The organism is Sphingomonas sp. 179-I 2A4 NHS (assembly GCF_045369135.1).
Classification (GTDB): Bacteria; Pseudomonadota; Alphaproteobacteria; order Sphingomonadales; family Sphingomonadaceae; genus Sphingomonas.
The window spans coordinates 64,087-90,990 of sequence record NZ_JBIQFL010000010.1 but is presented as its reverse complement, the minus strand read 5'-3'; the positions used below and the strand labels follow the sequence as shown (position 1 = coordinate 90,990).

Below are 26,904 nucleotides of genomic sequence, written 5' to 3'. Positions count from 1 at the left end.
AACCCGGACAGGTTTGTCCTTGCAATAGCCGGCCTGCCGGTGTGTTGCAGCGCGCAAGTTACGTACTCAGGAGACGACGACGATGGCGACCGCGGTGAAACCCCAGGCGGACGAGCGCTACGTCTATCGCTTCGGCGGCGGCGTGTCGGATGGCGGTAACGGGGACAAGAACCTGCTGGGCGGCAAGGGCGCGAACCTTGCCGAGATGGCGTCGATTGGCCTGCCGGTGCCGCCGGGCTTCACGATCAGCACGGCGATGTGCACGCGCTATTACGAGGAAGGCGAGGCCTTCCCGGACAGCCTGCGCGCCGAAGTGGCCAATGGCATCGCCCATATCGAGGGCATCACCGGCAAGACGTTCGGCAATGCGGCCGATCCTTTGCTCGTCTCGGTGCGCTCGGGCGCGCGCGTCTCGATGCCGGGCATGATGGACACCGTCCTCAACCTCGGCCTGAACGACGAGACGGTCGAGGGGCTCGCGGCCACCTCGAACGACGAGCGGTTCGCGTGGGACAGCTATCGCCGCTTCATCCAGATGTATTCGGACGTGGTGCTCGGCCTCGACCACGGCGCGTTCGAGGAAGCGCTGGAGATCGCCAAGGAGGACCGCGGCTTCTCGCTCGATACCGAGCTGTCGGCCGATGACCTGAAGGCACTGGTCGCCGAGTTCAAGGGGTTGGTCCAGGAGCAATGGGGCAAGCCCTTCCCGCAGGACGTGCATGATCAGCTGTGGGGCGCGATCGGCGCGGTGTTCGGATCGTGGCAGTCCGATCGCGCCAAGGTCTATCGCCGGCTGAACGACATTCCGGCCAGCTGGGGCACCGCCGTCAACGTGCAGGCGATGGTGTTCGGCAACATGGGCGAAACGTCCGCCACCGGCGTCGCTTTCACGCGTGATCCGTCGACCGGCCACAATGCCTATTACGGCGAATTCCTGATCAACGCGCAGGGCGAGGACGTCGTCGCCGGCATCCGCACGCCGCAATATCTGACCAAGACCGCGCGTGAGGATGCGGGCGCCAAGCCGCTCAGCATGGAAGAGGCGATGCCTGCCGCCTATGCGGAGCTCGCCGCGGTGTTCGACCGGCTGGAGCGGCATTACCGCGACATGCAGGACATCGAGTTCACGGTGCAGCAGGGCAAGCTCTGGATGCTCCAGACGCGCTCGGGCAAGCGCACCGCGAAGGCGGCGCTGAAGATCGCGGTGGACATGGCGGGCGAGGGGCTGATCAGCCGCGAGGAAGCGATTGCGCGGGTCGATCCGCAGGCGCTCGATCAGCTTCTTCATCCGACACTCGATCCCGCTGCCAAGCGCGACGTGCTGACCAAGGGCTTGCCCGCATCGCCCGGCGCGGCGAGCGGCGCGGCGGTGTTCGACGCCGATACCGCGGAGACCTGGGCGGCCGAGGGCAAGTCGGTGATCCTGGTGCGCACCGAGACCAGCCCGGAGGACATCCATGGCATGCACGCGGCGAAGGGCATCCTCACCGCGCGGGGCGGCATGACCAGCCACGCCGCCGTCGTGGCACGCGGCATGGGTCGCCCTTGCGTGTCCGGTGCCGGATCGCTGTCGATCGACGCCAAGGCGAAGATCGCGCGCGTCGGTGGCCGCGAGGTGAGGGAGGGTGATCTTCTCACCATCGACGGCGCGACGGGCGAAGTGATGGCGGGCGAAGTCGCCACCATCCAGCCGGAGCTGGCCGGTGACTTCGGCACGCTGATGGAATGGGCCGACGAGGTTCGCCGCCTGAAGGTGCGCGCAAACGCCGAGACGCCGCTCGACTGCCGCACGGCGCGCGATTTCGGCGCTGAGGGTATCGGCCTGTGCCGCACGGAGCACATGTTCTTCGATGCCGCGCGCATCACCGCCGTTCGCCAGATGATCCTGGCGGAGGACGAAGCCGGCCGGCGCGCCGCGCTCGAAAAGCTGTTGCCGGAACAGCGCAGCGACTTCGCCGAGATCTTCGAGGTGATGGCTGGCCTGCCGGTCACCGTCCGGCTGCTCGATCCGCCGCTGCACGAATTCCTGCCCCATGAGGAGGCGGAGTTCAGCGAGGTCGCGACCGCGGCTGGCGTTGACGTCGAGACGCTGAAGCGCCGCGCGGCGGAGCTGCACGAGTTCAACCCGATGCTCGGCCACCGCGGCTGCCGCCTCGGCGTCACCTACCCCGAGATCTACGAGATGCAGGCCCGCGCGATCTTCGAGGCGGCGCTGGATGTCGCGGACAAATCGGGTGAGGCGCCGATCCCGGAAGTCATGATCCCGCTCGTCGCCACGAAGCGCGAGCTGGAGCTGATGAAGGCCGTGGTCGACCGCACCGCTAAGGCGGTGTTCGAGGAGCGCGGCAAGACGGTCGATTATCTCGTCGGCACGATGATCGAGCTGCCGCGCGCCGCGCTTCGGGCTGGCGAGATCGCCGAGGCTGGCGAATTCTTCTCGTTCGGCACCAACGACCTGACGCAGACGACGCTCGGCGTCAGCCGTGACGACGCGGGCCGCTTCCTCGGCTCCTATGTCGAGCAGGGGATCTACGCCAAGGATCCGTTCGTCAGCATCGACGTCGAGGGCGTGGGCGAACTGGTGAAGCTAGCGGCCGAGCGTGGCCGGGCGACGAAGCCCGGGCTGAAGCTCGGCATCTGCGGCGAACATGGCGGCGATCCCGCGTCGATCGCCTTCTGCGAAAGCGTCGGCCTCGATTACGTCTCCGCCTCGCCCTACCGCGTGCCCATCGCCCGGCTCGCTGCGGCGCAGGCAGCGCTCAAGGCGAAGGGCTAAGCCGATCGGCGGGGCGAACGGTCAGCCGTTCGTCCCGACCCGGTTGGTCCAGTTGAACCAGCGCGCGCGCGTCATGCCCGCGGGCTGCGCGGCCGATTGCGCTACCGTCGTTCGCGGAGCGACGGGTTCGCGCACCGTTTCGGTCTGCACGACGCGCGTATCTGCGGCGGTGGTGGCGACCGGGGCAGCAGTGGGGGCTGCGACCGGCGTCGCCGACGCTAGTCGCGCATTCTCGCGCTCCAGTTCCTTGATCCGAGCTTCCTGCTCGACGACGCGGCCTTCGAGATCCTTGCGCGTACGGGCGTGGACGTCACGCTCGTCGGCGTAGCGCTGCTTCCACTTGCGGCCGCCGGGGTGACTTGCCAGACCGAACAGCCATCCGGCGATCAGCGCCACGGCGAGTGCCAGCCATTGTGTGGGCGTGGTGAAGAGCATCGCGATCCTCCCTGTTACGGAAGGACAACGATGCTCCTGTTTGCGCGTTCCCGAAGGCTCAGGCGCTGCCGCCGATGAAGGCGTCGCTGATCGAGCAGGCGGCGGGCCCCAGGATGACGACGAACAGCACGGGGAGGATGAACAGGATCAGCGGCACCGTCATGATCGCGGGCAGCCGCGCGGCCTTTTCCTCCGCACGCATCATGCGCTCGTTGCGGAATTCGGCCGACAGGACGCGCAGCGCGCTGGCCAGCGGGGTGCCGTATTTCTCCGTCTGGATCATCGTGGTGACGATGCCCCGCACTTCATCCAGCGCGACGCGGTTGGCGAAGTTTTCAAAGGCATGGCGACGGTCGGTAAGAAAACCGAGCTCGATCGCGGTCAGCGCGAATTCGTCGCCAAGCTCGGGATAGGCCTTGCCCAGTTCCTTCGCCACGCGATGGAAGGCTGCGTCCACGGTTAGCCCCGCCTCGGCGCAGATCACCAGCAGGTCGAGCGCATCGGGCAGGCCCTTGCGGATCGCCGCCGAACGCTTGGTGATCTTGTTCTTGAGGTAGAGATCCGGTGCCTTGTAGCTCAGCAGGAAGGTGACGGCGACAAGGCCGTAGCGCTTCAGCGGCGTCCAGTCGGCGAAGGTGTCGGTGCCATAGACCAGGAACACCATGAAGCCGCCGAGCACGATGGGCAGCACCAGTCGGCCGAAGATCACGCCGACGGCCCAGTCCTTCTTGCGGATGCCGGCCTGAAGCAGCTTGGTCTGCGCTTCCTTCAGCTGGCTGTCCTGCAGGACCTTCAGCGATTCCAGGAAATCGCGGATGCGATCGGCGCTCGCGCTCTTCTGGACCAGCTTCGCGCGGCGCTTGCTCGTGGAGGCGGTGATGCCCGCCTTCAGCTGCTCGCGGCGGTCGTTAAGCGCCTTCACGCGCTTTGCCATGGGATCGCGTACGCTGAGCGCGGCATAGATGGCGACCATCACCGCGAACGCGGCGACGGCGGAGAGCAGCGTCGCTACCCACAATACGTCGACGCCAAGCAGCGTCGGTCCCTGGGTCGGTTCCATCGCGTCAGATCTCGAAGTTGATCATCTGGGCCATGATGTACGCGCCGATGCCCATCCAGATGAGCCCGCCGCCACCAGCCACCATCAGCCGCTGATCGGTGAAGAAGGTCTGCATATAGCCGCCGTTGATGAACCAGATCATCACGAAGACGATGAAAGGCAGCGAGCCGATGATATAGGCCGATGCCTTGGATTCCGACGCCATCGCGCGGATCTTGAGCTTCATCTGGCCGCGCTGACGCAGCACGGTGGCGAGGTTCTGCAGCGTTTCGGCGAGGTTGCCGCCGGTTTCGCGCTGGATCGCGATGGTGATGACGAAGAACTGGAATTCCGGGGTGCCGAGGCGGTCCGCCGTATCCTGCAGCGCCACATCCATCGACCGGCCGATCTTCATCTTGTCCGCGACCGAGCGGAATTCCTCGCCGACGGGGCCGGGCACTTCGTTGCCGACAACCGCCATTGTCTCGGTGATCGGCAGGCCGGAACGCAGGCCGCGCACCAGCAGTTCGATCGCATCCGGGAACTTGGCGTTGAACTCCTTGATCCGCTTGCCGATGAAATAGCTGACCACGAAGTGCGGGATGCCCGCACCAAGCGCTAGGCCAAGGAACAGCGCGATCAGGAATGGCAAGCCGACGACGAGCAGCAGCAGCGCGACGCCGATCGTGATGCCGAGTGTCGCCGCACCATAGCGACCCACCGTCCATGACTTGCCCGTCATGTTGAGGCGCTTCTGAAGCTCCTCCGGGCGCGGCAGGAAACGCATCGCCGCCTTGTCCGCCTTGGTCGCGCTACGGCCGGTGATGCGGCGCATCTGCGCCTCCATCACCGCGCCGGGCGAGGCGGCATGCCGCTCACGCAGTTCGGCGAGGCGGCGATTGCCGGCGCGCTCGGCCGATGGTCCAGCGAAGGCGAGGTAAATCATCCCGAGCACGATGAGCCCGCCGACCGCCACGGTGATGATGGGTATCAACGGCATCTTGCGTTCCGTGCTCCGTTGCGGCCGGCACGCACATGGTGCGCGCGCCGGAGGCTGGTCAGTTCTTCGCGGGCTTCTTGGGCATCAAACCCTTCAAATCGGCAAACTTGCCGATCAGCGATGTGCCCTTGCCGCCCTTGCGTCCCTTGCCGGCGCCCTTCGCCGTCTCGCCTTCCGCGCTGATCACGCAGAGCTTGGTGACGAGATCGGCGAGCGGCGCGACGGTCTTGGAGGTCTTGCCGGCTTCGGCGAACGGCTTGCCTAGCTTCGCGGCCTGGGCCGCGAGCTTCTGGTCGAACGGGATGACGTAATCGATCTTGCGTTCGATCGACGTCTCGAAGTCCTTGCGCGTGATCTCCAGCTGGGTGCCGGGCTGCACCTTGTTGGCGACCAGAAGCACTTGCGTTTCAGGCGCGTTCGAGCGCAGCCAGGCGAGGATCCGGATCGTGTCGCGCGCTGCCGCCAGCGTCAATTCGGTGACGATCACCGCCGCTTGCACGTCATTGATGAGGTGCGGGTGGTTGACGAGCATCGAGCGCGGCAGATCGATGATCGTTGCCTCGAATGCTGCGCGCATCTCGCCCTGCAGCTGATGAAAGGCGCTGCCATCCGTCACCATCGGCGAGGTGATCGGCGCCTCGGCCGACAGGACGGCCAGATTCTCCGAAGCGCGCACCATGGCGCGCTCGATGAACAGACCGTCGATCCGGCTGGGGTTCTCGATCGCGTCGGTCAGGCCACGGCCGGGCTCGAGGTCGAGCGCGAGCGCGCCCGTGCCGAAATGAACGTCGAGATCGAGCAGGGCGGTGGAGCGGCGTTCCTTGTCGCTGACCAGCCATGCGAGCGACGTCGCGATGGTCGATGCGCCGGCGCCGCCGCGGGTGCCGATCACCGCGACCGCGCAATGCGGATGTTCGGTCGTCGGCTCGACATGCTTGGGTGCGTTCAGGATCGCCTGGGCATGCGCAAAGGTGTCGCGCAGCGCCTCGGGGCTGAGCGGCTTCAGCAGATAGTCCTGGATGCCGCTCGCGATCAGGTCACGGTAGAGGCGGACGTCGTTGACCTGGCCGGCGGCGATGACGATCGTCCCCGGCTCGCATACCTCGGCAAGCGAGTTGATGTCGTTCAGCGGATCGCCCGATTCGGCGAGGTCAACGAACAGGATCTGCGGGCTGGCGGAGACGCTGAGCGACTGGACCGCGTTGCGCAGGCCGCCCTTGTTCACCTTCTCCGCCGACCAGCCCATTTCGCTGGCGACGGGGCGAAGCGCCTGCGCCGTGGCTTCGTCGCAGACATAGGCGACGAAAGGCTCGCGATTGCTGGCGCCAGCCGGTTTCCAGGGTGCATTCATCTTAGCGGCCTCCCCCGGTGCCTTCCGACCGCACGGTCGTCCCGCCGCCGCCCGTTGGCGTCGCCTTGCGGAAGGTGTCGATCGCGCGCGTGCCGACCGCCGGATCGTAGGCGTCGTTGCCTTCGCCGCGGACAAGGTCCGTCGGCCTTGCGACCATCGCGGCCAAGTTGCTGTTCACCGCGCATCCCTGGTTGGACGAGGTGTGCGCTTCGTAATCGGGCTGCGCCATGCGGCTATAGTCGGGGCAGCCCGGCACATAGGCACGCGCGCGGCTGACGACGACGCGGACGGTGCCGGGCGCGATCGGCGCCGCCGTGACCGGCGCCTCATCCGCCACCAGCAGGCCATGACGGGCAGCAGCGGCCGCAACATCGGCCCGGGTCGCCGGGTCGCGCGACGGATCGTCGACCGCGATCCGGTCCCCGTAGCCGACGCGCAGTGACGACATCCAGCCGCTCAGCCGGCGTGCTTCGCCCGGCGCGAGGCCGTTCGGCCCGGCGCCCACGTCAAAGGCATAATCGGCGCGCGAGACGACCGGCTGATGGACCGATTCGAGCCCGCGGTTCTGCGTGCCCGTGCACCCGGCGGCCAGCACGGCCGGTGCGATGGCGAGGAGGAGCGAGCGCTTGAGCATCATGATGTTCCCGTCCGTCATCATCAGTTGATCGAGAAGCCGGGGGCAGGGGCAGAGCCGCCGCCCTTCTTGCCGCTCTTGCGGCCTGCATCGCGCGGCGCCTTGGCGTCGGCAACGGCGGGCGCCGCGGTGCCGGGCAGCGGGACCGGGGCGACAGGCGCCACCGCGCCGACCGCCGGTGCTGCCGGCGGCAGCGCTTCCATGCTCGGCTTCGGCCGGGTCTCGCCCGACTTGCCCGAGCTCAGCTGCCCCAGCAGCACGCGCTCCACGTCGGTCGGCGATTTGTAGCCGTCCGTCGGCAGCACGATGTCGTTCGCGTTGACCGGCTTCACCAGATACGGCGTGATGACGATCACCAGCTCGGTTTCGTTGCGCTGGAAGCCGTTCGAACGGAACAGTGCACCCAGGATAGGCACGTCACCGATGCCCGGCGTCTTCTCGATCGAGTTGTTGTGGTTGTTCTGCAGCAGCCCGGCGATCATGAAGCTCTGGCCTGAACCAAGCTCCACCGTGGTCTCGGTCCGCCGCGTCGTGAGCCCCGGCACCTGCGCGCCACCAACCGTCACCGCGTTCGAATAATCGAGCTGCGACACTTCCGGGCGTACGCGAAGCGAAATCCGCCCGTCTGCCAGAACCGTCGGCGTGTAGGCCAGGCTCACGCCATATTGCTTGTACTCGACGCCGACGCCGCCAAGTCCCTGAGCGATCGGGATCGGGATCTCACCGCCAGCAAGGAACGTGCCCGTCTCGCCCGACAGCGCGGTGAGGTTCGGGTTGGCAAGGCTCGTCACCTGGCCGATGCGTTCACCCAGGTCGAGCGCGCCGAGTACGTCGAGGCCGAGCAGCTTGCCGGCAAGGCCGACCGTCGAGGCATTGGAACCCTGAGTCACCAGCGAGCCGCCGACTGGCGGCACGGTGAAGCCAACGCCCAGCGGCCCGCCCGGCGTAAACTGAGGGCCGGTGGACCGGCCGCGTGACAGGCCGAACTTGAAGCCTCCGGTTTGGTCGACGGTGGCGAAGTTGCTGCCGATATTCTTCACGAAGCTGCGGCTCACCTCGGCGAAGCGCACCTGCAGGTTCACCTGCAGCGGCGTCGCGGTGCGCAGCCGGCTGATCACCTTCGTGCCCTCGCCGACGAATGCCTGCACCAGCCGTTCGGCCTCGGCGCCGTCATCGGGGCTCGCGACCGTGCCGGTCAGCAACACGAGGCCGTTCATCGTCGTCGTCGTGACGTTTGCGTCCGGCATCGCCATGGCCAGCATCTGGCCGAGCGTGTCGAAGTTGTTGCCCACGCGAACCGTGGCGGCATAGACCACTGCGCCGCCCTTGGCCGTGGCTGACACGGTCGTCTCGCCCGCCTTCTTGCCGAAGACATACAGCTGGGTGGGCGAGCGCACCTGCACGTCGGCGATCTCCGGGTTGGCGACGAACAGGTCGCTCATCGGGCGCGGCAGGGTGATCAGGCGGCCGCGGTCCGTTGCGACGGACAGCGTTTCCGGACGGGCCGAGACGCTCTGGGCGGGCGCCGCGGCCGGCGCGCCAAGCGCCGCGGCGGCGGCAAGCGCAACCGCGAGCGAGCGGGCGATCGATGTCGAGCGAATACGCATCTTCAGTTCTTCCCCCCGACCGGAACCTCGGTCACAGAATTTCCGCGTGCGATCCGCACCACCGGGCCGGACACCCGCACCGCCGCGCCGGGATAGGGCGCGCCGGGCGCGCCGCCCGCCATCACCGGGCCGTTCATCGCCGGCTGCTCGGTCTTCCCCGGCACCGTGCGGCGCTGGAAGCGGGACACGTCGGCGCCGACGGCATAGGTGCTGTTGCCCGCCTGCGGGGCGGTGGCGAGCTGAAGCAGCATCGCCTTCTCGGCCTTCGGATCGGTGCCCTCCGGCACCCTCACGTCACCCGATGCGATCGCCTGTTCCAGTTCCGCGGTATTGTCCGCGATCGAGCGCAGCGACAGCGAGAGCGAGCCGAGTGTCTGCGCTACCGCAATCTGCTCGGCGATCTTGGGCGTCGCCTCGATCGTCACGTTCGAGAAGGTGCGCACGACGGTATTGCCGTTCTCGTCCTTCTCCTGGCTGGTGCGCTGGTCGGTCGCCAGCACGCGCAGGTTGCGCATGATCGTCTCCGCCGCCTTCAGCGGCGGGCCATCACCGCCGCCCTCGACCGCCTGGGTCAGAAGCAGGTCGACGCGGTCACCCGGGAAGACGAAGCCCGCGACGGACGACTGGGTCGACACCGGCACCGTCACGGCGCGCATGCCTGGGCCTAGCGCCGCGGCCAGGAAGCCGCGATCGCCGGGCTTCACCAGCGCGCCCTGGGTGATCGGCTGGCCGGCGGTGATCGGATTGCGCACCACCGTGCCAAGCACGGTCTTCATGTCGAATTCCGGCAGCTCCTGGAAATAGGCGCCCTCGACGAGCTCCTGCGGCCAGGGCTGGAACTTGACGGAGCCGGGATCGATGATCGTGCCGACCGGCAGGGCGCGCGTCGCGACCAGCACCTTCGGGCCGTTGATCGGCTGCGCCTCGTTCGGCATGGCGGTCGCCATCGGGGCACTGCTGCCCATGATCAGCGTGCGTGCCATGAATGCAGTGATCGCGGCGACGATCAGCGCACCCACCAGCAAGATGACCTTCCGACTATCCATGACCTGTCATGCCTTTCGCATCAGCGCGGGCTGTTCTTTCGTTGCCGGCATATGATTACGTGAATTGGTTAAGAAGCGGTTCGCGGAGGCCGAGCAGCGCGGCTATTGCGATTGCGACGCCATATGGGATCTCTAGAGCTCGCGGATTTTTGCGTAACTTGTGCTCTATTAGCATCACCAGCGTGAGTGCCCCGCCGAGAACTGACATCAGCAGCAGCATCTGCATCAGCGGCGCGATCGGCAGCCACAGCGCCAGCGCCGCGATCAGCTTCACATCGCCGCCGCCCATCTGGCCGAAGTGGAAGGCGACGCAAAACAGCGCCAGCACCACCGTCGCTATGCCGATCTGGATCGCCATGTCGGGCCAGGGCGCCAGCCCGATCGAAACCCACCACAGCGGAGCCATCAGCGCGATCGCAGCGTTTTTCCAATTGGCGATCTCGCGGGTACGCGCATCCTCGATGCCCGCCGAAACGAGCAGCAGGACCAGCAGTGCCGGCAACATCCAGGAAAGAACGTCCCACCCCATGAAGGAACGGCAGTAGACGGAATGGCTTGCCAAACCGTAACCAGCGCATGGACATGATGACAGGACGCCCGATCCGCCGTGCGCTGCCGGCAGAAGCCGCGATCACGCGCTGGGCGGCGGCGGACGGCTGGCCGCTGCGCCGCTTCGACTGGGCGGGCACCGGCCGCGGCACGATCCTGTTCCAGGGCGGCCGCGGTGACGTGATCGAGAAGTATCTCGAGGCGTTCGAGCATTGGCATGCAGCGGGCTGGTCAATCACTGCGTTCGATTGGCGCGGGCAGGGCGGCTCGGGGCGACTGAGCGCCGATCCGCATGTCGGCCATGCCACGGATTTTGCGCCGTGGATCGCGGATCTCGCGGCCGTCTGGCGAACGCTGGACGCGCACGGCCCACGCGTGGTGATGGGCCATTCGATGGGCGGGCACCTCGTGCTGCGCGCGATGCTGGAACAGGCGATCGATCCGGCCGCCGCGGTGCTGATCGCCCCGATGCTCGGGCTGAAGACACCGATCGGCGCGGGAATGGCCGAACGGCTGGCGCGCTTGATGCGCGGACTGGGCGATCCCGCACGGCCGGCGTGGAAAGGCCATGAGCGCCCCGGCGCGCGGCTCGATCGGCAGAAGCTGCTGACCAGCGATCGCAGTCGCTACGAGGACGAGCAATATTGGTACGAGCAGGTGCCGGAGATCAAGCTCGGACCGCCGAGCTGGTCCTGGCTGGCGGAAGCCTTTGCTTCGACCCGGCTGCAGCGCGCCGATCCTCGGCTCGCGACGCTCGCTATCCCGATCCTGATGCTGGTCGCGGAGGCGGATGGGCTGGTCGATTCGCGGGCGGCGATCGGGGTCGCGGGGCTGCTGCCCAATGCGCAACTCGTCCGCTTCGGCCGCGAGTCGGCACACGAAATCCTGCGTGAGGCTGATCCGGTGCGTGGTCGGGCGCTTGCCGCAATCGATGCGTTCCTTACAGCCGAGGCACCATGACCTACGATATCGCCATCGTCGGCGCCGGGATTGCCGGCGCCACGCTCGCCGCCGAACTCGGTGACCGGGCCCGTGTCCTGCTGCTCGAGGCGGAGGATGTCGCGGGCTATCACGCGACCGGGCGGTCCGCCGCCTTCTGGTCCGAAACCTATGGTGGCCCGGGCATCCAGCCGCTCACGTCGCTTTCCGGTGCCCCGTTGCGCCATGGCGGCTTCCTGGAGCCGCTTGGTTCGCTCCATGTCGGGGAGGCGAAGGACGAGGGCCGCGCCGAAGCGTTCCTCGCCGAATTCGCCGGAACGGGCGTCGATCTGGAGCGGGTGGACCCGCGCGACTATCTGTCCGGGCTGCGGCCGGGCTGGACGATCGGCGTGATGGAGCGCAGCTGCGCCTATATCGACGTGGCCGCGCTTCACGCCGATGCGCTGGCCCGTGCGCGGCGGGCGGGCGCCACGCTGGTGCTCGGCGCGTCGCTCAAGGCGGCGACCCGGCACGGCGCGCAGTGGCGCATCGAAACCCGTGCGGGTGAGTTCGAGGCCGAGATCCTGGTCGATGCCGCCGGTGCCTGGGCCGATGCCGTGGCGGCCATCGCGGGCGCGGCACCGCTCGGCATCCAGCCGTATCGCCGGACGCTCGTTCAGCTGCAGACCGATCCGCCGTCGACGCCGGCGATCCCGCACGTCGCGCATCTCGGCGGTGACTTCTACTTCAAGCCGGAGGCCGGCGGCCGCCTGTGGCTCAGCCCGCATGACGAAACGCCATGCGATCCCTGCGACGCACAGCCCGAGGAACTCGACGTCGCCATCGCCATCGATCGGCTGGAGCATCTCGTCGACTGGCGCGTCACGCAGGTGGAGCGCAAATGGGCCGGCCTGCGCAGTTTCGCGCCTGATCGCCTGCCGGTTTACGGCTTCGATCCACGCACCTCAGGCTTCTTCTGGTTCGCGGGGCAGGGCGGCTTCGGCATCCAGACCGCGCCGGCCGCGGCAATGATCGGCGCGGCCCTGCTGATGGGCGAGGAGCCGGAGCTCGGATTCGATATCGCCCGCTATTCGCCCGGACGATTCTGACGCTGTGAACGGGTCGGCGCGGCCCGAACGCCGCGCTGGTCCTGTCAGGCGCGCTTTCCTGCGGCCATCGCTGCGTCGCTCGCCAGCTTGTCGGCGCGCTCGTTCTCGGGGTGGCCGGCGTGGCCCTTCACCCATTGCCATTGCACCTGATGGCGATCGGCCGCCTCGACCAGCGCTTGCCACAGCTCCACGTTCTTTACCGGCTTCTTGTCGGCCGTCTTCCAGCCGTTGCGGCGCCAGCCGTGGATCCATTTCGTCAGCCCGTCCATGACATACCGGCTGTCGGTGTAGAGCGTGACGTTGCAGGGGCGGGTGAACGCCTTCAGCGCCTCGATCGCGGCGGTCAGTTCCATTCGGTTGTTGGTGGTGACGGGCTCGCCGCCAGACAGTTCCTTTTCGTGCTCGCCCATGCGCAGCACTACGCCCCAGCCACCGGGACCGGGATTTCCTTTGCACGCGCCGTCAGTGAAGGCTTCGACCTTGGGTAATTCGCTCATGCGGCGCGGTAATGGTCGAGCCGGCGGACATAAGCGAGGGGGTCTTTGCGCATCACCAGCGCGTCGGCCGGCGTGTTGAGCCAGTCCCAAGCGCGCGACAGCGCAAAGCGGATGCACGCCCCGCTCGCCAGCGTGGCGAACTGCGCCCGCTCGAAGTCCGAGAGCGTATAGTGGCGCTCATAACCTTGGATCAGCGCGTCGCCGATCGCGGCATCGAAGGCGCGGCCGTGCAAATCGAACGACCAGGCGCTGTGCATCACCGCCAGGTCGTAGACGCGAATATCGGTGCAGGCGAAGTAGAAATCGATCAGCCCCGTCACCCGGTCGCCCAGCATCAGGACGTTGTCGGGGAAGAGATCGGCATGGATCGCGCCCTGATCGAACGCTTTGGGGCGCCATTGCGCCAGCACATCGTCCAGCGCGCGGCCGAGCCGGTCATAGAGGCCGGGCGCGATTTCATCCAGGCTGCGGCCGCAGCGCTCGAACAGCGGCTGCCACGTCGAGACGCCCATAGAATTCTCGCGCGTCTCCGGGAAATCGGCGACGGCGCGGTGCATCGCGCCCATCGCGTCGCCGGCAGACAGCGCCTGTGCCGGGGTGGGGTGCGACAGCGAAACGCCTGACAGGAACTTGATCAGGCAGGCCGGGCGACCCTCCAACTCCTGGATCTCTTGTCCCTCGCGATCCTTGATCGCGGGTGGCACCGGCAGGCCCTTTGCGTCGAGATGATCGAGCAGCGCCATGAAGAACGGCAGGTCATCCGCCGCCACGCGCTTTTCATACAAGGTCAAAATGAAGCGACCGCGAGTCGTGTCGACGAGGTAGTTGGAGTTCTCCACGCCCTCCGCGATGCCCTTGGCGGAGACGAGCTCGCCCACGTCGTAGCGCCGGAGGAAATCGGCGAGCGCTTCCGCCGAGACATGCGTGTAGACCGCCATTCACCCGTCACGCCCGCGCGAGGCCGGCGTCTCCCTTTACCGATATTGTCTTGTGCCCCGACGGCGGCTCAGGCCGCCTCTTCCAGCGCGCGCGGCAGCTTGAAGGCGATCGTCTCGCGCGTCGTCTCCTCCTCGCGCTCGCTCACCTCGTAGCGGGTCGACAGCCGCTCGACGAGCTCGCGCACCAGCAGCTCCGGCGCGGACGCGCCCGCCGTCAGCCCCAGCGTGCCGACGCCGTCGAGGAACGCCCAGTCGAGATCGCTCGCCCGCTGGATCAGCGCCGCGCGCACGCCCTCGCGTTCGGCCACCTCGACCAAACGAAGGGAGTTCGACGAATTGGGCGCCCCGATCACCAGCACGGCGTCACACGCGCTCGCGATCGCCTTCACCGCCGCCTGGCGGTTCGACGTCGCATAACAGATGTCTTCGCCGCGCGGCGCCTGGATGCTGGGGAAGCGGCGCTGCAGCGTGCGCACCATCTCCGACGTGTCGTCCACCGAAAGCGTGGTCTGCGTGAGGAACGCGAGATTGTCGGGATCCGCCGGCTGGATGCTCTCGGCATCCGCCAGATCCTCCACTAGCGTCATCGCACCCTGGGGCACCTGGCCGAACGTCCCGATCACCTCCGGGTGGCCGGCGTGGCCGATGAACAGGATGTGGCGCCCCGCGGCGACCAGCCGTTCCGCCTGGCGATGCACCTTCGACACCAGCGGGCAGGTGGCGTCGAGATACTCCAGCCCGCGCGCCTCGGCATTGGCCGGGACGGACTTGGGCACGCCATGCGCCGAGAAGACGACCGGCGCGCCATCGGGCACCTCGTCCAGCTCCTCGACGAACACCGCGCCCTTCGCCTTCAGCGTGTCGACAACGAACTTGTTGTGGACGATCTCGTGCCGGACATAGACGGGCGCGCCGTGCTTCTCGATCGCGAGTTCGACGATGCGGATCGCGCGGTCCACCCCGGCGCAGAAGCCGCGCGGCGCGGCGATCAGCAGTTCGAGCACAGGCTTGTCGGTCATGCTCCCGCGCTTACGCGATTGCCTGCCCGCACGGAAGGCGGTTATGAGCGCGGCCGTATCGTATAAGGTGTCCGCCACGTGTCCTTCCGCATCACCGCCGCTCCCATCGCCCTGCTCCTGCTTGCCGGCGGTTGCGCCAAGAGCGGGGACATTCTCGTCGATGGCGGTGTCGGCATCAGTTCGGTCCGCTCGGTCTGCCCGGTGGTGGGCGTGCCGGCCGGCACGGGCGACATCACGCTGTTCGATCCCCCGGCGAGCCGCGACGCCAGCGCGATCGACGTTTCCGCGCTGATCACCAACGTGCGCGGCACCTGCAATGACGTCGGCGCGGACGTCACCAGCACCGTCACCTTCGACGTGCGCGCCCGCCGCGCCCGTGCCGATGCCGCGCGTGATGTGACGCTGCCCTATTTCATCACCATCGTTCGCGGCGGCACGCAGGTGGTGGCGAAGCGCGTCGGTCAGGTCACGGTGCACTTCGATGCCGGCCAGGCGATCGCCAGCACCAGCGCGCAGGCCAGTGCCAGCGTCAGCCGCGCCGCCGCGACGCTGCCGGACTCCGTCCGCGAACGCCTGACGCGCAAGCGCAAGGCGGGTGACGAGGATGCCGCGATCGATCCGCTGTCGGCGCCGGACGTGCGCCAGGCGGTGCTCTCCGCCAGCTTCGAGGCGCTGGTCGGTTTCCAGCTCACCGAAGAGCAACTGCGCTACAACGCACAGCGCTGAGACGGGCCGCGATCATGGGCGATTGACTCGCCCCCCGCGCCCCGCCACAGGCGCAATTGTCGATGCCGGGCAACCGGCGTGGGCGCGCGGGAGAGCGCGGATGGCCTTTCAGGCACGATCCGCCGCCGAAGGAGCAACCACCCCGGAATCTCTCAGGCAGCAGGGACCGCGCACACCCATCGACGCTCTGGAAAGCGGCCCCGCCAGCGGCGTGGCCCACCGAAGGTGTAAGCACGGGCGCGTCCTCGTGCGAAAGCTCTCAGGTTCCGTGACAGAGGGGGTTCGGTTCGTTTCGCCAGCAATGGCGGACGATCGCCCTTGAAGACGGACGATCCGCGATGAGCGATCACGACGACGAAGACGTAATCATCGAAACCATGACGCTGCCGCTCGACGGCTGGCATCGTGCGCGCGGCGGCCGGATGGTCGAGTTCGCTGGCTATTGGATGCCCGTGCAGTACGAAGGCATCATGGCCGAGCATCTGTGGACGCGCGAAAGCGCCGGCCTGTTCGATGTCAGCCACATGGGGCAGATCACCTTCCGCGGCGAGGGGCTGGTGCCCGCGCTCGAGGCGATGATGCCCGCCGACATCGCCGGCCTCGCGCTCAATCGCGCACGCTATTCGTTGCTGCTCGACGAGGGCGGCGGCATCCTCGACGATCTGATGCTGACGCGCCTGCCGGCCGACGAGGATGGCGAGCGCATCTACATGGTCGTCAACGGCGCGACCAAGTACGACGACATCGCGCACATGCTCGATCATCTGCCGGACGACATCACGCTGAACCTGATGGAGGACCATGCGCTCTTGGCGCTGCAGGGCCCCAAGGCAGTGGATGCGCTGGTGCGGCTGGTGCCGGGCGTCGATGCTTTGGTGTTCATGCAGGCCGCGCTTTTCACCTGGGAGGGGCATGATCTGTGGATCAGCCGCTCGGGTTATACCGGCGAGGATGGCTTCGAGATCTCGATCCCGGCGGAGGGCGTCGGGGCGTTCGCCGATGCGCTGCTCGAACAGCCCGAAGTGAAGCCGATCGGCCTTGGCGCACGCGATTCGCTGCGCCTCGAGGCTGGGCTCCCGCTCTACGGTCATGACCTCTCGCCGGAGATCACCCCGGTGATGGCGGACCTCGGTTTCGCGCTGTTCAAGCGCCGTCGCGAGGAAGGCGGCTTCCCCGGTGCCGAGCGCATCCTGGCCGAGCGCGAGAACGGCCCCGTCACCAAGCGGGTCGGCCTGCTGGTGGAAGGGCGCCAGCCGGTGCGCGAGGGCGCCACCGTGCTCGATGAAGACGGCAGCACCGTCGGCAACGTCACGTCCGGCGGCTTCGCTCCCAGCGTCGGGGCACCGATCGCCATGGCGTACGTTCCGCTCGCGATGGCGACGCCGGGCACCCGCATCCAGCTTTCGCAGCGTGGCAAGGTCCACGCCGCCACCGTTACTCCCATGCCATTCGTCCCCCACCGCTATGTCCGAGGAGCGAAGTAAGATGAGCCGTTATTTCACCGAGGATCATGAGTGGATCGACGTCGACGGTGATGTCGGCTCGGTCGGCATCTCGGATTATGCGCAGGGCCAGCTTGGCGACATCGTGTTCGTCGACGTGCCGGAAGCCGGCAAGTCGCTCGTCAAGGGTGACGAGGCAGCCGTGGTCGAAAGCGTGAAGGCCGCCAGCGACGTCTATTCGCCGGTCTCGGGCTCCGTGATCGAAGGCAACGCCGCGCTCGCTGACGAGCCGGGCCTGGTGAACACCGATCCGGAAGGCGAGGGCTGGTTCTTCAAGCTGACCCTGTCCGACGCGTCGCAGCTCGACGGCCTGATGGACGAAGCCGCCTACCAGGCCTTCGTCGCGAAGCTGTGATTGGCAACTAGCCCCTCTCCTTCAGGGGAGGGGTTGGGGTGGGGTCTCTCCGCCGGCGCTGTGCCGCGTGAGGGTGACACACCCTGTCAGCCCCTCCCGCTGGTGGGAGGGGAGGAGTGTATCGAATGCGCTACCTACCGCTTACCGACCATGACCGCCGCGAGATGCTCGCCGTCATCGGTGCCGGCTCGATCGACGACCTGTTCGTCGACGTGCCCGAATCCGCGCGCCTTTCCGGCCCGATCGCGAACCTTCCCGCGCACGCCAGCGAACTGGCGGTCGAACGCCACATGACGAAGCTCGCGCGGCAGAATCTGTCCGCCGGCGAGGCGCCGTTCTTTCTCGGCTGCGGCGCGTACCGCCATCACGTCCCCGCCAGCGTCGATCACCTGATCCAGCGCGGCGAGTTCCTGACCGCCTACACGCCCTACCAGCCGGAAATCGCGCAGGGCACGCTGCAGATGCTGTTCGAGTTCCAGACGCAGGTCGCGCGCCTGCTGGGGACCGATGTGGCCAATGCATCGATGTACGACGGCTCGACCGCCTGCTGGGAAGCGATCGGCATGGCGCGTCGCATCACCAAGCGCGCCAAGGCGATCCTGTCGGGCGGTCTCCACCCGCATTACGTCTCCGTCGCCAGGACGATGGCGAAATACACCGGCGACTCGCTCGAAACCTCGGTCCCTGCACTGACCGCAGAGACGGACGTCGACGCGCTGATCGCCAGCATCGATGACGACACCAGTTGCGTCGTCGTGCAGTACCCCGACATCCTCGGCCGCATCACCGATCTTCAGCCGCTGGCGGACGCGTGCCACGCGAAGAAGGCGCTGCTGATCGCCGTCGTCACCGAGCCGGTGGCACTCGGCGCGATCAAGTCGCCGGGTGAGATGGACGCCGATATCGTGGTCGGCGAGGGCCAGTCGATCGGCGTCGGGCTTCAGTTCGGCGGGCCCTACGTGGGCCTGTTCGGCTGCAAGGACAAATATGTCCGCCAGATGCCCGGCCGATTGTGTGGCGAGACGGTGGACGCCGACGGCCGCCGCGGCTTCGTGCTGACGCTCTCCACGCGCGAGCAGCACATCCGCCGTGAGAAGGCGACGAGCAACATCTGCACGAACTCCGGCCTGTGCGCGCTGGCCTTCTCGATCCACATGACGCTGCTGGGCGAGGCGGGTCTGCGCGCGCTTGCAGCGACGAATCACGCGGGCGCCGTCGCGGCGGCAGAACGGCTCGCCCGTGTGCCAGGCGTTACCCTCGTGAACGACACCTTCTTCAACGAATTCACGCTCGATCTCGGGCATGAGGCGCGCCCGATCGTTCGTGCCCTTGCCGATCAGGGAATCCTTGCCGGCGTGTCGCTCGGCCGGCTCTATCCGGGTGAAGCGGCGTTGCAGAACGGCCTCGTCGTCGCCGTCACCGAAACGACGACGGCAGAGGACGTGGAAGCGCTGGCCACCGCGCTCGAAGCAGCGCTGGCGTGACCTCGTCGAGGCATCCCTTGGGGACCAAATCCCCTCCGTTCGTCTCGAGCGAAGTCGAGGGACGTGCCCGAAGCGCCGCCCTCGCTGGCCGTGCCTCGACGCTGCTCGGCACGAACTGCGGAGATGATGCGCAGGCTCGCACCGGGTTGCGAAGGGGCGAAGGCGACCATGCTAGCCCTCTTCAAAAGTTGGAAAAGTCGTGGTTCTCTCGGAACATGGCTGATCATCTGCCTTTCCCGCCTGCCGCCCGCGAAAGCACCCCGGCGCGGCGTTGGAGAAAAACGCGCTATCGCCTCAACTTCCTCAACATTCGTTTTTTGCAATCGTCGTCGGCGAATGTCGTCGAGACGCTGAAAGGGCAATGATTCCATGGCCTTGAACCAGAGCGGCTGGCGTCCGACGAGCCCGGAGCAGGGCTCGGCAACTTCGGCAACCTTCACCGGCAACAAGGCGCTGATGCTTGAGGAAGCGCTGATCTTCGAGATCGGTTCGACCGATACGACCGGCGTCGAAGTGGCGGAGCCCGTCACCACGACGAGCCGCCTCGGCAATCTCGCGCGCACCGCGACGATCGGCCTGCCCGGCCTCAGCGAGCCGGAGACGGTGCGGCATTACACGCGCCTCAGCCGGCAAAATTACGCCATCGATCTCGGCCTGTTCCCGCTCGGCTCGTGCACGATGAAGCACAATCCGCGCCTGAACGAGAAGATGGCGCGGCTGCCGGGCTTTGCCGACGTTCACCCCCTCCAGCCGGTCGATACGGTGCAGGGCGCGCTCGGCGTCATCAACGAACTCGCCATGTGGCTGATCGAGCTGACCGGCATGCATGGCGTCGCGATGAGCCCCAAGGCCGGCGCGCATGGTGAGCTGTGCGGCATCCTGTGCATCAAGGCGGCGCTGGAAAAGCGCGGCGAGGGTCACCGCAAGGTCGTGCTGGTGCCCGAAAGCGCGCACGGCACCAACCCCGCGACCGCGGCGTTCGCCGGCTTCAGCGTCGAGGACATTCCCGCCACCGCCGAGGGGCGCGTCGACACCGAGGCGCTGAAGGCGCGGCTCGGGCCGGACGTCGCGGCGGTGATGATCACCAATCCGAACACCTGCGGCCTGTTCGAGCGTGATCTGAAGGCGATTTCGGACGCGGTCCATGCGGCGGGCGCGTATGTTTATTGCGACGGTGCGAACTTCAACGCCATCGTCGGCCGGGTTCGTCCGGGCGACCTTGGCGTCGACGCGATGCACATCAACCTGCACAAGACCTTCTCCACCCCCCACGGCGGCGGCGGCCCGGGCTCGGGCCCGACCGTGCTGTCGGAGGCGCTCAGCCCCTTCGCACCTTTGCCCTACACCGCGCGCACCAAGGACGGTCACATCCACCTCATCGAGGAGGAGCGTGCGGAGGAATTCTCGGCCGAGCATTTCGGCGGCAAGCTCCACAGCTTCGGCCGCATGACGGCCTTCCACGGCCAGATGGGCATGTTCACCCGCGCTCTCACCTACATCCTCAGCCACGGCGCCGATGGTCTGCGTCAGGTCGCCGAAGACGCGGTGCTCAACGCGAACTACGTCCTGCGCAGCCTTGAGGACACGCTCGACGCGCCGTTCGCCTTCTCCGGCCCGTGCATGCACGAGGCGATCTTCTCCGACGAAGGCTTCCCTGAGGGCTTCTCGACGATCGACGTTGCCAAGGCGCTGATCGACGAGGGCTTCCATCCGATGACCATGTATTTCCCGCTGGTCGTCCATGGCGCGATGCTGGTCGAGCCGACGGAAACGGAGTCAAAGGCCGCGCTCGATCAGTTCATCGGTGCGCTGCGCTCGGTGGCAGAGCGCGCGAAGGCGGGCGACGCCAGCCTCAAGACCGCGCCGCACTTCGCGCCGCGCAGCCGCCTCGATGAAACGCTAGCCGCGCGCAAGCCGAAGCTCGTGTGGAAGGAGCCGGTGCTGACGAGCGAGGCCGCCGAATAATGTGGGCGCGCGCAGCGCTGGCGGGGCTGTTCGGCCTCGTCGGCGGTGCCGCGCTCGTGGTGCTGGCGGCGATCGTGATCGTCACCTTCTGGTTCGACGTCTATCATCTGACCGTGCTGGACGACGGCGCCCGGCCGGGCCTCATCAGGCTGGTACCCATGCTACCCAGCGCGCTGGCGGTCGGTGCCCTCGCCGGTGCGACCGTCATGGCCTGGCGCACATCGACGGGCCGGTCGACCCATCGATGGAGCCTCGTCCTGGCCGCGGCGCTGCTGCTCGACCTCGCCTGGCTCGGCCTGCTCGTCAGCTGACCGGCGCGTCGTCCTGGGAATAGGGGGAGGGGCCGCCTTCCGCGATGAACCGGTCGACGCGCGCTTCCAGCACCGGGATCGGCACGCTGCCCAGGCTCAGCACCATGTCGTGGAAGTTGCGGATGTCGAACTTGTCGCCAAGTGCCTTCTCCGCCTTGGTCCGAGTCCGCTGGATGGCGAGCTGCCCGAGGTAGTAGCTCAGCGCCTGCGCCGGCCAGCCGATGTACCGATCCACCTCGGTGGTGATCTCATGCTCGCTCAGCGCGGTATTCTCACGGAAATATTGCAGCGCCTGGGCGCGGGTCCATCCCTTGGCGTGAATGCCGGTGTCGATCACCAGCCGCGCCGCCCGCCACGCCTGGTACGACAACATGCCGAACCGCTCATAGGGCGTGCGATAGAAGCCCATCTCGTCGCCCAGCCGCTCGGTATACAGCGCCCAGCCTTCGCCGAATGCCGAGATATAGCTGTTGCGCCGGAACGGCTTCAGCGTCGTATTCTCGATCGACAGCGGCATCTGGAATGCATGCCCCGGCGCGCTTTCATGCAGCGTCAGCGCCGGGAGCTGGAACAGCGGTCGCGATGGCAGGTCATAGGTGTTGACCAGATACGTGCCCGGCCCGCCGCGCCCCGCGGTGTAGAAGGGGGCGATGTCGGGCGGAACCTCGATGATCGCGAACCGCTGCCGCGGCAGCCGGCCGAACCACTTGCCCGCCATCGCGTCGAAACGCTTGGCGTGCCACGCCGCCTCCTTCATCAGCTCGTCGGCGGTCTTGGGGTAGAATTGCGGGTCGGTGCGCAGGACCTTCAGGAACGCCGGCAGGTCGCCGTCGAACTTCGCATCCTTCTTCACCTGCTCCATCTCGCCGCGGATCTTGGCGATCTCGGCCAGCCCCAGCGCGTGAATCGCGTCGGGCGTCATGTCCAGCGTGGTGAAGGCCCGGATCCGGCTGCGGTAATAATCCGCGCCATTGTCATAACGCGTCGCCGCCAGCTCGTTCGTCATGCCCGGGAAATATTCGCCGCGCAGGAACGTCAGCAGCGTCTTGTGCGCGGGTACGATCTGCTCGGCGATGATCGCGCGCGCTTCGGCCTGCAACGCGGCGCGCCGATCCGCCGGCATCCACGCCGGCAGTTTGGCGAAGGGCTCGTAATAGACCACCGTCGTCGGGTCGGTCGCCGTCGCGATCGTCTCCACCGCCTTGTCACGGCCCTGCATGATGACGGCGGGCGGGGTGAAGCCGCGCTTCAGGCCCAGCCGCATATTGTCGGTCTGCTGCTCCAGGTACCGCGGCATGGTGCGCAGCCAGCTCAGGTATCGGCGATAATCCTTCTCGCCCCCGGCGAAGCTGCCACGCGCGGTATAATGCAGGTCGCTCCAGAACGCGCTGTCGCCGTTCAGCGGCTTTTCCCACTCGCGGAACTGCTCCTCGTCGATCAGCGCGGCGATCTGCGCGCGATAGACCTGCCAGTCGATCAGCGTGTCGGGCGACAGCCGCTTGGTGTCGACCACGTCGAGCTTTGCCAGAATCCCTTTCCAATAGGCGAGGCGCTTCGCATGCGCTGCCGCTGAAACGTCGGGCAGCCGGTCATCGACCACGCCCGGCCCGGCATCCGCCAGGCCTTCGCTTTGTCGCCACGCCCATTCCGCGCGCCAGATCGCGTCGAAGGCGGCATCGGCGGCGGTAGCGGCAGGGGCGGGAGCGGTGGCAGCGGCAACGAGGGCGAGCGGGGCAAGGAAGGGCATGTCAGGCTAGGTGTCCGATCATTGCGGTCCTCGCAAGCGGTCACTCCATCGAAATCGCGCCCTTTGTCTCCTTCCGCCGCCGCACATGCTCGCGCCACACAATGTAGAGGCCCGATGCAATGATCACCGGCGCGCCCAGCCAGGTGCTCGGCACCGGCAGCATCCCGAACACCACCCACCCGAACAGCGTCGCCCAGAGCAGCGCAGTATAATCCATCGGTACCACCAGGCTGACATCGCCCAGCTGCAACGACCGCGTCATCGCGATCTGCGCCACGCCGCCGAGCAGGCCGATGGCGAGGAGCAGCACCCATACCAGCGGCGGATGCGCCTTCACCGACACGGCATAGACCAGTGATAGCGGCACCAGCGACAGGCTGGAAAACCAGAAGACGGTGGTCAGCCCCGATTCGGTCTTGCCGATGGTCCGCAGCAGGATCGAGATACAGGCGGTGCAGAACGCCGCGCCCAGCCCGGTCATGATCCCCAGCGGCGGAATATGCCCGTCGCCTGGCTGCGTCACGATCAGCACGCCGATGAACCCCGTCAGCACCGCCGCCCAGCGCCGCCACCCGGTCGCCTCGTGCAGCAACAATGCGCCCAGCATCGTCGCGAAGATCGGCATGGAGAACCCCAGCGTCGTCGCCTCGGCCAGCGGCAGCAGCAGCAACGTCCAGAACGTGAGCGACATCGCGGTCAGCCCGATCACGCAGCGCAGCACATGCGCACCAAATCGCTGCGTCTTGAGCGAGGCGAATCCCGGCCCCGTGCCGACAATCGCCGCAACCAGCAGTGCCGCTCCGAACTGCCGCCAGAACAGGATCTCGCCCAGACCCGCCCCTTCGGCTTCTGCCAGCTTGATCACGACGTTCATCGTCGCAAAGAGCGCAACAGAAATTAGGCGCAGGCCGATGGCGTTTGAAAGAGACTCAGGGGCCGCGGGCATTGCGCCCGCGCATATGCGACGATCGTTGTTTAGGAAAACTCTATTGCCGCCAGCAACCGCAGGATTTTGGTTTCGGCGTAGCGTGACTAGTCCTGCGAGCGTCGACTGGAGCGGGTGAGGGCTGCGGGCCGGCCGCGACACATATTGAATACGCCAACTGACTGTCTGCGCTGACCGTTATAGCAATCTTGATTGAGCCCAAAGCACCCTCCTGATCAAAGCCGTGCGGCTATCCAGATGGGTCCATTAAGGATCGGAATCGTCGCAACGTCATGTTGCTCCAGAACGGACTAACCACCCATTTGCGATTGCCGAATATGAACATACAAGGAACGTATGGCGAATCTGACGGCCGTTCGCGTGTTACTGACAGCGGAAAGCGCGTGTTTTCCAAGACCGGAGTTTCGTCGCGACGAAGTCACCTACGACGTTCTGACGCCTTCGGCCACGCGAGGCGTTCTAGATCGTGTACATTGGCGACCGGCAATTCGCTGGGGCATCAACGCGATCAGCATTCTTCGTCCGATCTGTGTTTGCGAGTACCGCACCTCTGCAGATGAGCACCTTCGCCGTCGCTCCATCATCTTGCGCGATGTCGGTTATCTCATCGACGCCCATTTTGATCTGACGGCCAAGGCTGGACCCTTGGACGAACCGGAACGCCATAGAGGGATGTTCAGGCGTCAAGTTCGAAGCGGCGCATCAGTTTTCTTAGGAGGAGAGGCGTATCCAGGCGAAATACGATTGCTGGAGGATGCCGCGCCGGAAGAGGGAGTGCCCATCAACGAGACGCGGGACCTAGGTTGGATGGTTCACGAAGCCGATTACCAGGATCGCGGCCGACTGCGGTTCTTCCGCGCGCACATGATAGCTGGAGTGGTCACCGTGCCGCCTCCGGGAGATCCTCGGCTCTTCGGTTAGCCAGTGGATGGCAGCAGACGTCCTATCTGGCACATGGCGCCAACCGCCGCTATCCGCGCCTAATGATCAAGCATGCACTCCCCGTCACGCGCGAGGCGGATTTCGCCGCCTGGTACCAGGCCGTCATTTCGGAAGCCGACCTCGCCGAGGAATCGGGCGTGCGCGGCTGCATGGTCATCCGGCCATGGGGCTATGGCATCTGGGAACGCATCCAGCGCCTGCTCGACGATCGCATCAAGGCGACCGGCCATGAAAATTGCTATTTCCCGCTGTTCATCCCGCTCTCCTATTTCGAGAAGGAGGCCGAGCATGTCGAAGGCTTCGCGAAGGAGATGGCGGTCGTCACCCACCACCGCCTCGTCGCCGATGGCAAGGGCGGCCTGACCCCCGATCCCGAGGCCAAGCTGGAGGAGCCGCTGGTCGTCCGCCCGACCAGCGAAACGGTGATCGGCACCGCATTCTCCCGCTGGGTCCAGTCGTGGCGCGATCTCCCGGTGCTCATCAACCAATGGGCCAATGTCGTCCGCTGGGAAATGCGCACCCGCATGTTCCTGCGCACCAGCGAATTCCTCTGGCAGGAAGGGCACACCGCCCACGCCACCGCCGACGAGGCGCGTGACGAGACGCTGAAGATGCTCGAGGTCTATCGCGACTTCGCCGAAAACTGCCTCGCGCTCCCGGTCGTCGCTGGCGAGAAGCCGGAGAATGAGCGTTTCCCCGGCGCCGTCGCGACCTATTCGATCGAGGCGATGATGCAGGACGGCAAGGCGCTCCAGGCGGGCACCAGCCACTTCCTCGGCACCAATTTCGCCCATGCGCAGAACATCCGCTTCCAGAATGCGAATGGCGAGCTTGAGTTCGCCAACACCACCAGCTGGGGCGTCTCGACCCGAATGATCGGCGGCGTCATCATGGTGCATGGCGACGACGATGGCCTGCGCGTGCCGCCGCGCATCGCGCCGTGGCAGATCGTGATCGTCCCCATGCTGCGCGACAAGCCGGAGGACGCGGAGCTGGTCGATTATTGCAAGGCGCTGCAGGCGTCGCTGGCGAAGCAGACCGCGCTCGGCGAGCCGGTCCGCGCGCTGCTCGACCTGAAGCCCGCCAAGGCCGCGACGAAGCGTTGGGGCTGGGTGAAGAAGGGCGCCCCGATCATTGTCGAGGTCGGCCCACGCGACATGGCCGGCGGCAACGTCTCGGTCGTCCGTCGCGACCGCCTTTATCGCGAGGATGGCAAGCTCGACAGCGCGATCGTCACGCGGGACACGTTCGTCGAACAGGCCGGCGCAATGCTCGAGGATATCCAGGTCGCGCTCCACAAGGAGGCGTCCGAGCGGCTGAAGGCCAGCATCAGCCCCGTCGACGACTGGGCCGGCGTCGAGGCGATGTTCGCCGACAGCGCGGCGAAACCCGGCTGGGCCGACGTCGCTTGGTCGCGCCCGACCGGCGCCGAACTCGACAAGGTGGTCGAGCGGCTGAAGGCGCTGAAGCTCACCATCCGCAACGCACCGATGGGACAGACCGGCCACCCCGGCGCGCCTTGCATCTTCACCGGCGGCCCGGCGGTCGAGCGTGTGCTGATCGGACGGTCCTACTGATGGCGATCTGGACCCGCCCGATCGACCTGGCGCAGCTCAACACATTGGGGGAGGGCGTCCTTCCCGGGCTGCTGGAGATCGAGTTCACCGATCACGGTGACGATTGGCTGCGCGCGCGGATGCCGGTGGGCAAGAAGGTGCATCAGCCCTTCGGCCGCCTCCACGGCGGCGCCTCGGTGGTGCTGGCCGAAACGGTGGCGTCGGTCGCCGGCGCGATGGTCGTGCCCGACGGCAAGGTGACCGTCGGGCTCGACATCAACGCCAATCACGTGCGCGCCGCGCGCGACGGCTATGTCCACGCCACCGCAAAGGCGGAGCAGCTCGGCCGCACGACTCAGGTGTGGACGATCCGGATCGAGGATGATGCGGGCAAGCTCATCTGCCTCTCGCGCATGACCGCCGCGGTGATCGACGCCGCCGCCGGCTGAGCA

At 66.9% G+C, this 26,904-nt stretch carries 26 protein-coding genes and 1 riboswitch; of the genes, 13 read left to right on the top strand and 13 right to left on the bottom strand.

Annotated features, from left to right (window positions below):
• Positions 1-82 precede the first annotated feature (82 nt).
• Positions 83-2,776: a pyruvate, phosphate dikinase gene (ppdK, locus tag ACH0CP_RS15400; RefSeq protein WP_294441814.1), complete on the top strand. Its 2,694-nt coding sequence runs from the start codon at positions 83-85 to the stop codon at positions 2,774-2,776.
• Between the two features lie 21 nt (positions 2,777-2,797).
• On the opposite strand, the gene ACH0CP_RS15395 is transcribed toward ppdK, so the two are convergent.
• The 8 genes from ACH0CP_RS15395 to ACH0CP_RS15360 are packed head-to-tail and all read right to left on the bottom strand — an operon-like array spanning position 2,798 to position 10,393.
• Entirely contained in the window at positions 2,798-3,211 is a 414-nt protein-coding gene (locus ACH0CP_RS15395; protein ID WP_294441815.1) for a hypothetical protein, read from the bottom strand.
• Positions 3,212-3,269: 58 nt separating this feature from the next.
• A complete protein-coding gene (locus tag ACH0CP_RS15390) occupies positions 3,270-4,271 on the bottom strand; it encodes a type II secretion system F family protein (protein WP_294441816.1) in 1,002 nt (333 codons plus the stop codon).
• A gap of 4 nt (positions 4,272-4,275) precedes the next feature.
• On the bottom strand, positions 4,276-5,250 hold the full coding sequence (locus ACH0CP_RS15385) for a type II secretion system F family protein (protein ID WP_294441817.1): 975 nt from the start codon (positions 5,248-5,250) through the stop codon (positions 4,276-4,278).
• Positions 5,251-5,308: 58 nt separating this feature from the next.
• Positions 5,309-6,601 carry a pilus assembly protein CpaE gene (locus ACH0CP_RS15380; RefSeq protein ID WP_294441818.1) on the bottom strand — a complete coding sequence of 431 codons (1,293 nt, stop codon included), beginning with the start codon at positions 6,599-6,601 and terminating at the stop codon, positions 5,309-5,311.
• A 1-nt stretch (position 6,602) separates the two neighbouring features.
• Positions 6,603-7,235: a CpaD family pilus assembly lipoprotein gene (locus ACH0CP_RS15375; protein ID WP_406893924.1), complete on the bottom strand. Its 633-nt coding sequence runs from the start codon at positions 7,233-7,235 to the stop codon at positions 6,603-6,605.
• 23 nt (positions 7,236-7,258) lie between these two features.
• Positions 7,259-8,842 (bottom strand): type II and III secretion system protein family protein, encoded by a 1,584-nt coding sequence (locus ACH0CP_RS15370; RefSeq protein ID WP_294441820.1) that lies wholly within the window; start codon positions 8,840-8,842, stop codon positions 7,259-7,261.
• Between the two features lie 2 nt (positions 8,843-8,844).
• A complete protein-coding gene (gene cpaB, locus ACH0CP_RS15365) occupies positions 8,845-9,888 on the bottom strand; it encodes a Flp pilus assembly protein CpaB (RefSeq protein ID WP_294441821.1) in 1,044 nt (347 codons plus the stop codon).
• 55 nt (positions 9,889-9,943) lie between these two features.
• A complete protein-coding gene (locus ACH0CP_RS15360) occupies positions 9,944-10,393 on the bottom strand; it encodes a prepilin peptidase (protein WP_406893926.1) in 450 nt (149 codons plus the stop codon).
• Positions 10,394-10,470: 77 nt separating this feature from the next.
• Here ACH0CP_RS15360 and ACH0CP_RS15355 point away from each other — a divergent pair, with 77 nt between their 5' ends.
• Positions 10,471-11,397 carry an alpha/beta fold hydrolase gene (locus ACH0CP_RS15355; RefSeq protein WP_294441822.1) on the top strand — a complete coding sequence of 309 codons (927 nt, stop codon included), beginning with the start codon at positions 10,471-10,473 and terminating at the stop codon, positions 11,395-11,397.
• Positions 11,394-12,464 carry an FAD-binding oxidoreductase gene (locus ACH0CP_RS15350; RefSeq protein ID WP_294441823.1) on the top strand — a complete coding sequence of 357 codons (1,071 nt, stop codon included), beginning with the start codon at positions 11,394-11,396 and terminating at the stop codon, positions 12,462-12,464. The genes ACH0CP_RS15355 and ACH0CP_RS15350 overlap by 4 nt, the downstream gene beginning before the upstream one ends.
• A 44-nt stretch (positions 12,465-12,508) precedes the next feature.
• Here ACH0CP_RS15350 and rnhA read toward each other — a convergent pair whose 3' ends face one another.
• The 3 genes from rnhA to ispH form a co-directional block, all read right to left on the bottom strand.
• Positions 12,509-12,961: a ribonuclease HI gene (gene rnhA, locus ACH0CP_RS15345; RefSeq protein ID WP_294441825.1), complete on the bottom strand. Its 453-nt coding sequence runs from the start codon at positions 12,959-12,961 to the stop codon at positions 12,509-12,511.
• Positions 12,958-13,899 (bottom strand): homoserine kinase, encoded by a 942-nt coding sequence (gene thrB, locus ACH0CP_RS15340; RefSeq protein WP_294441826.1) that lies wholly within the window; start codon positions 13,897-13,899, stop codon positions 12,958-12,960. Before thrB ends, rnhA begins: the two co-directional genes overlap by 4 nt.
• Positions 13,900-13,967: 68 nt before the next feature.
• Entirely contained in the window at positions 13,968-14,918 is a 951-nt protein-coding gene (gene ispH, locus ACH0CP_RS15335; RefSeq protein WP_406875612.1) for a 4-hydroxy-3-methylbut-2-enyl diphosphate reductase, read from the bottom strand.
• Between the two features lie 78 nt (positions 14,919-14,996).
• On the opposite strand from ispH, the gene ACH0CP_RS15330 reads away from it, so the two are divergent.
• From ACH0CP_RS15330 to ACH0CP_RS15300, 7 genes are all read left to right on the top strand, one after another.
• Positions 14,997-15,644, top strand: a complete 648-nt coding sequence (locus ACH0CP_RS15330; protein WP_294441828.1) for a hypothetical protein — start codon at positions 14,997-14,999, stop codon at positions 15,642-15,644.
• Between the two features lie 77 nt (positions 15,645-15,721).
• Positions 15,722-15,823: riboswitch (glycine riboswitch) on the top strand.
• Between the two features lie 159 nt (positions 15,824-15,982).
• Positions 15,983-17,128: a glycine cleavage system aminomethyltransferase GcvT gene (gene gcvT, locus ACH0CP_RS15325; protein WP_294441829.1), complete on the top strand. Its 1,146-nt coding sequence runs from the start codon at positions 15,983-15,985 to the stop codon at positions 17,126-17,128.
• A gap of 1 nt (position 17,129) precedes the next feature.
• Entirely contained in the window at positions 17,130-17,501 is a 372-nt protein-coding gene (gene gcvH, locus ACH0CP_RS15320; RefSeq protein WP_294441830.1) for a glycine cleavage system protein GcvH, read from the top strand.
• A 125-nt stretch (positions 17,502-17,626) separates the two neighbouring features.
• Positions 17,627-18,985: an aminomethyl-transferring glycine dehydrogenase subunit GcvPA gene (gcvPA, locus tag ACH0CP_RS15315; protein WP_294441831.1), complete on the top strand. Its 1,359-nt coding sequence runs from the start codon at positions 17,627-17,629 to the stop codon at positions 18,983-18,985.
• A 215-nt stretch (positions 18,986-19,200) separates the two neighbouring features.
• Positions 19,201-19,350 carry a hypothetical protein gene (locus tag ACH0CP_RS15310; RefSeq protein ID WP_294441832.1) on the top strand — a complete coding sequence of 50 codons (150 nt, stop codon included), beginning with the start codon at positions 19,201-19,203 and terminating at the stop codon, positions 19,348-19,350.
• A gap of 4 nt (positions 19,351-19,354) precedes the next feature.
• Complete coding sequence (gene gcvPB, locus ACH0CP_RS15305; RefSeq protein WP_294441833.1) at positions 19,355-20,950, top strand: aminomethyl-transferring glycine dehydrogenase subunit GcvPB; 1,596 nt, start codon at positions 19,355-19,357, stop codon at positions 20,948-20,950.
• Positions 20,950-21,261, top strand: a complete 312-nt coding sequence (locus tag ACH0CP_RS15300; protein WP_294441834.1) for a hypothetical protein — start codon at positions 20,950-20,952, stop codon at positions 21,259-21,261. The genes gcvPB and ACH0CP_RS15300 overlap by 1 nt, the downstream gene beginning before the upstream one ends.
• On the opposite strand, the gene ACH0CP_RS15295 is transcribed toward ACH0CP_RS15300, so the two are convergent.
• A complete protein-coding gene (locus tag ACH0CP_RS15295; RefSeq protein ID WP_294441835.1) occupies positions 21,254-23,008 on the bottom strand; it encodes a DUF885 family protein in 1,755 nt (584 codons plus the stop codon). The genes ACH0CP_RS15300 and ACH0CP_RS15295 overlap by 8 nt on opposite strands.
• Positions 23,009-23,048: 40 nt before the next feature.
• Positions 23,049-23,954 (bottom strand): DMT family transporter, encoded by a 906-nt coding sequence (locus tag ACH0CP_RS15290; protein WP_294441836.1) that lies wholly within the window; start codon positions 23,952-23,954, stop codon positions 23,049-23,051.
• 336 nt (positions 23,955-24,290) lie between these two features.
• Here ACH0CP_RS15290 and cas5c point away from each other — a divergent pair, with 336 nt between their 5' ends.
• The 3 genes from cas5c (at position 24,291) to ACH0CP_RS15275 (ending at position 26,901) form a co-directional block, all read left to right on the top strand.
• Positions 24,291-24,875, top strand: coding sequence for a type I-C CRISPR-associated protein Cas5c (cas5c, locus tag ACH0CP_RS15285; protein WP_294441837.1), 585 nt, complete (start codon positions 24,291-24,293; stop codon positions 24,873-24,875).
• 62 nt (positions 24,876-24,937) lie between these two features.
• The gene (proS, locus tag ACH0CP_RS15280; RefSeq protein ID WP_294441838.1) at positions 24,938-26,473 is read left to right on the top strand and encodes a proline--tRNA ligase; all 1,536 of its coding nucleotides are present in this window, start codon (positions 24,938-24,940) and stop codon (positions 26,471-26,473) included.
• On the top strand, positions 26,473-26,901 hold the full coding sequence (locus tag ACH0CP_RS15275; RefSeq protein ID WP_294441839.1) for a hotdog fold thioesterase: 429 nt from the start codon (positions 26,473-26,475) through the stop codon (positions 26,899-26,901). The genes proS and ACH0CP_RS15275 overlap by 1 nt, the downstream gene beginning before the upstream one ends.
• Positions 26,902-26,904: the final 3 nt, after the last annotated feature.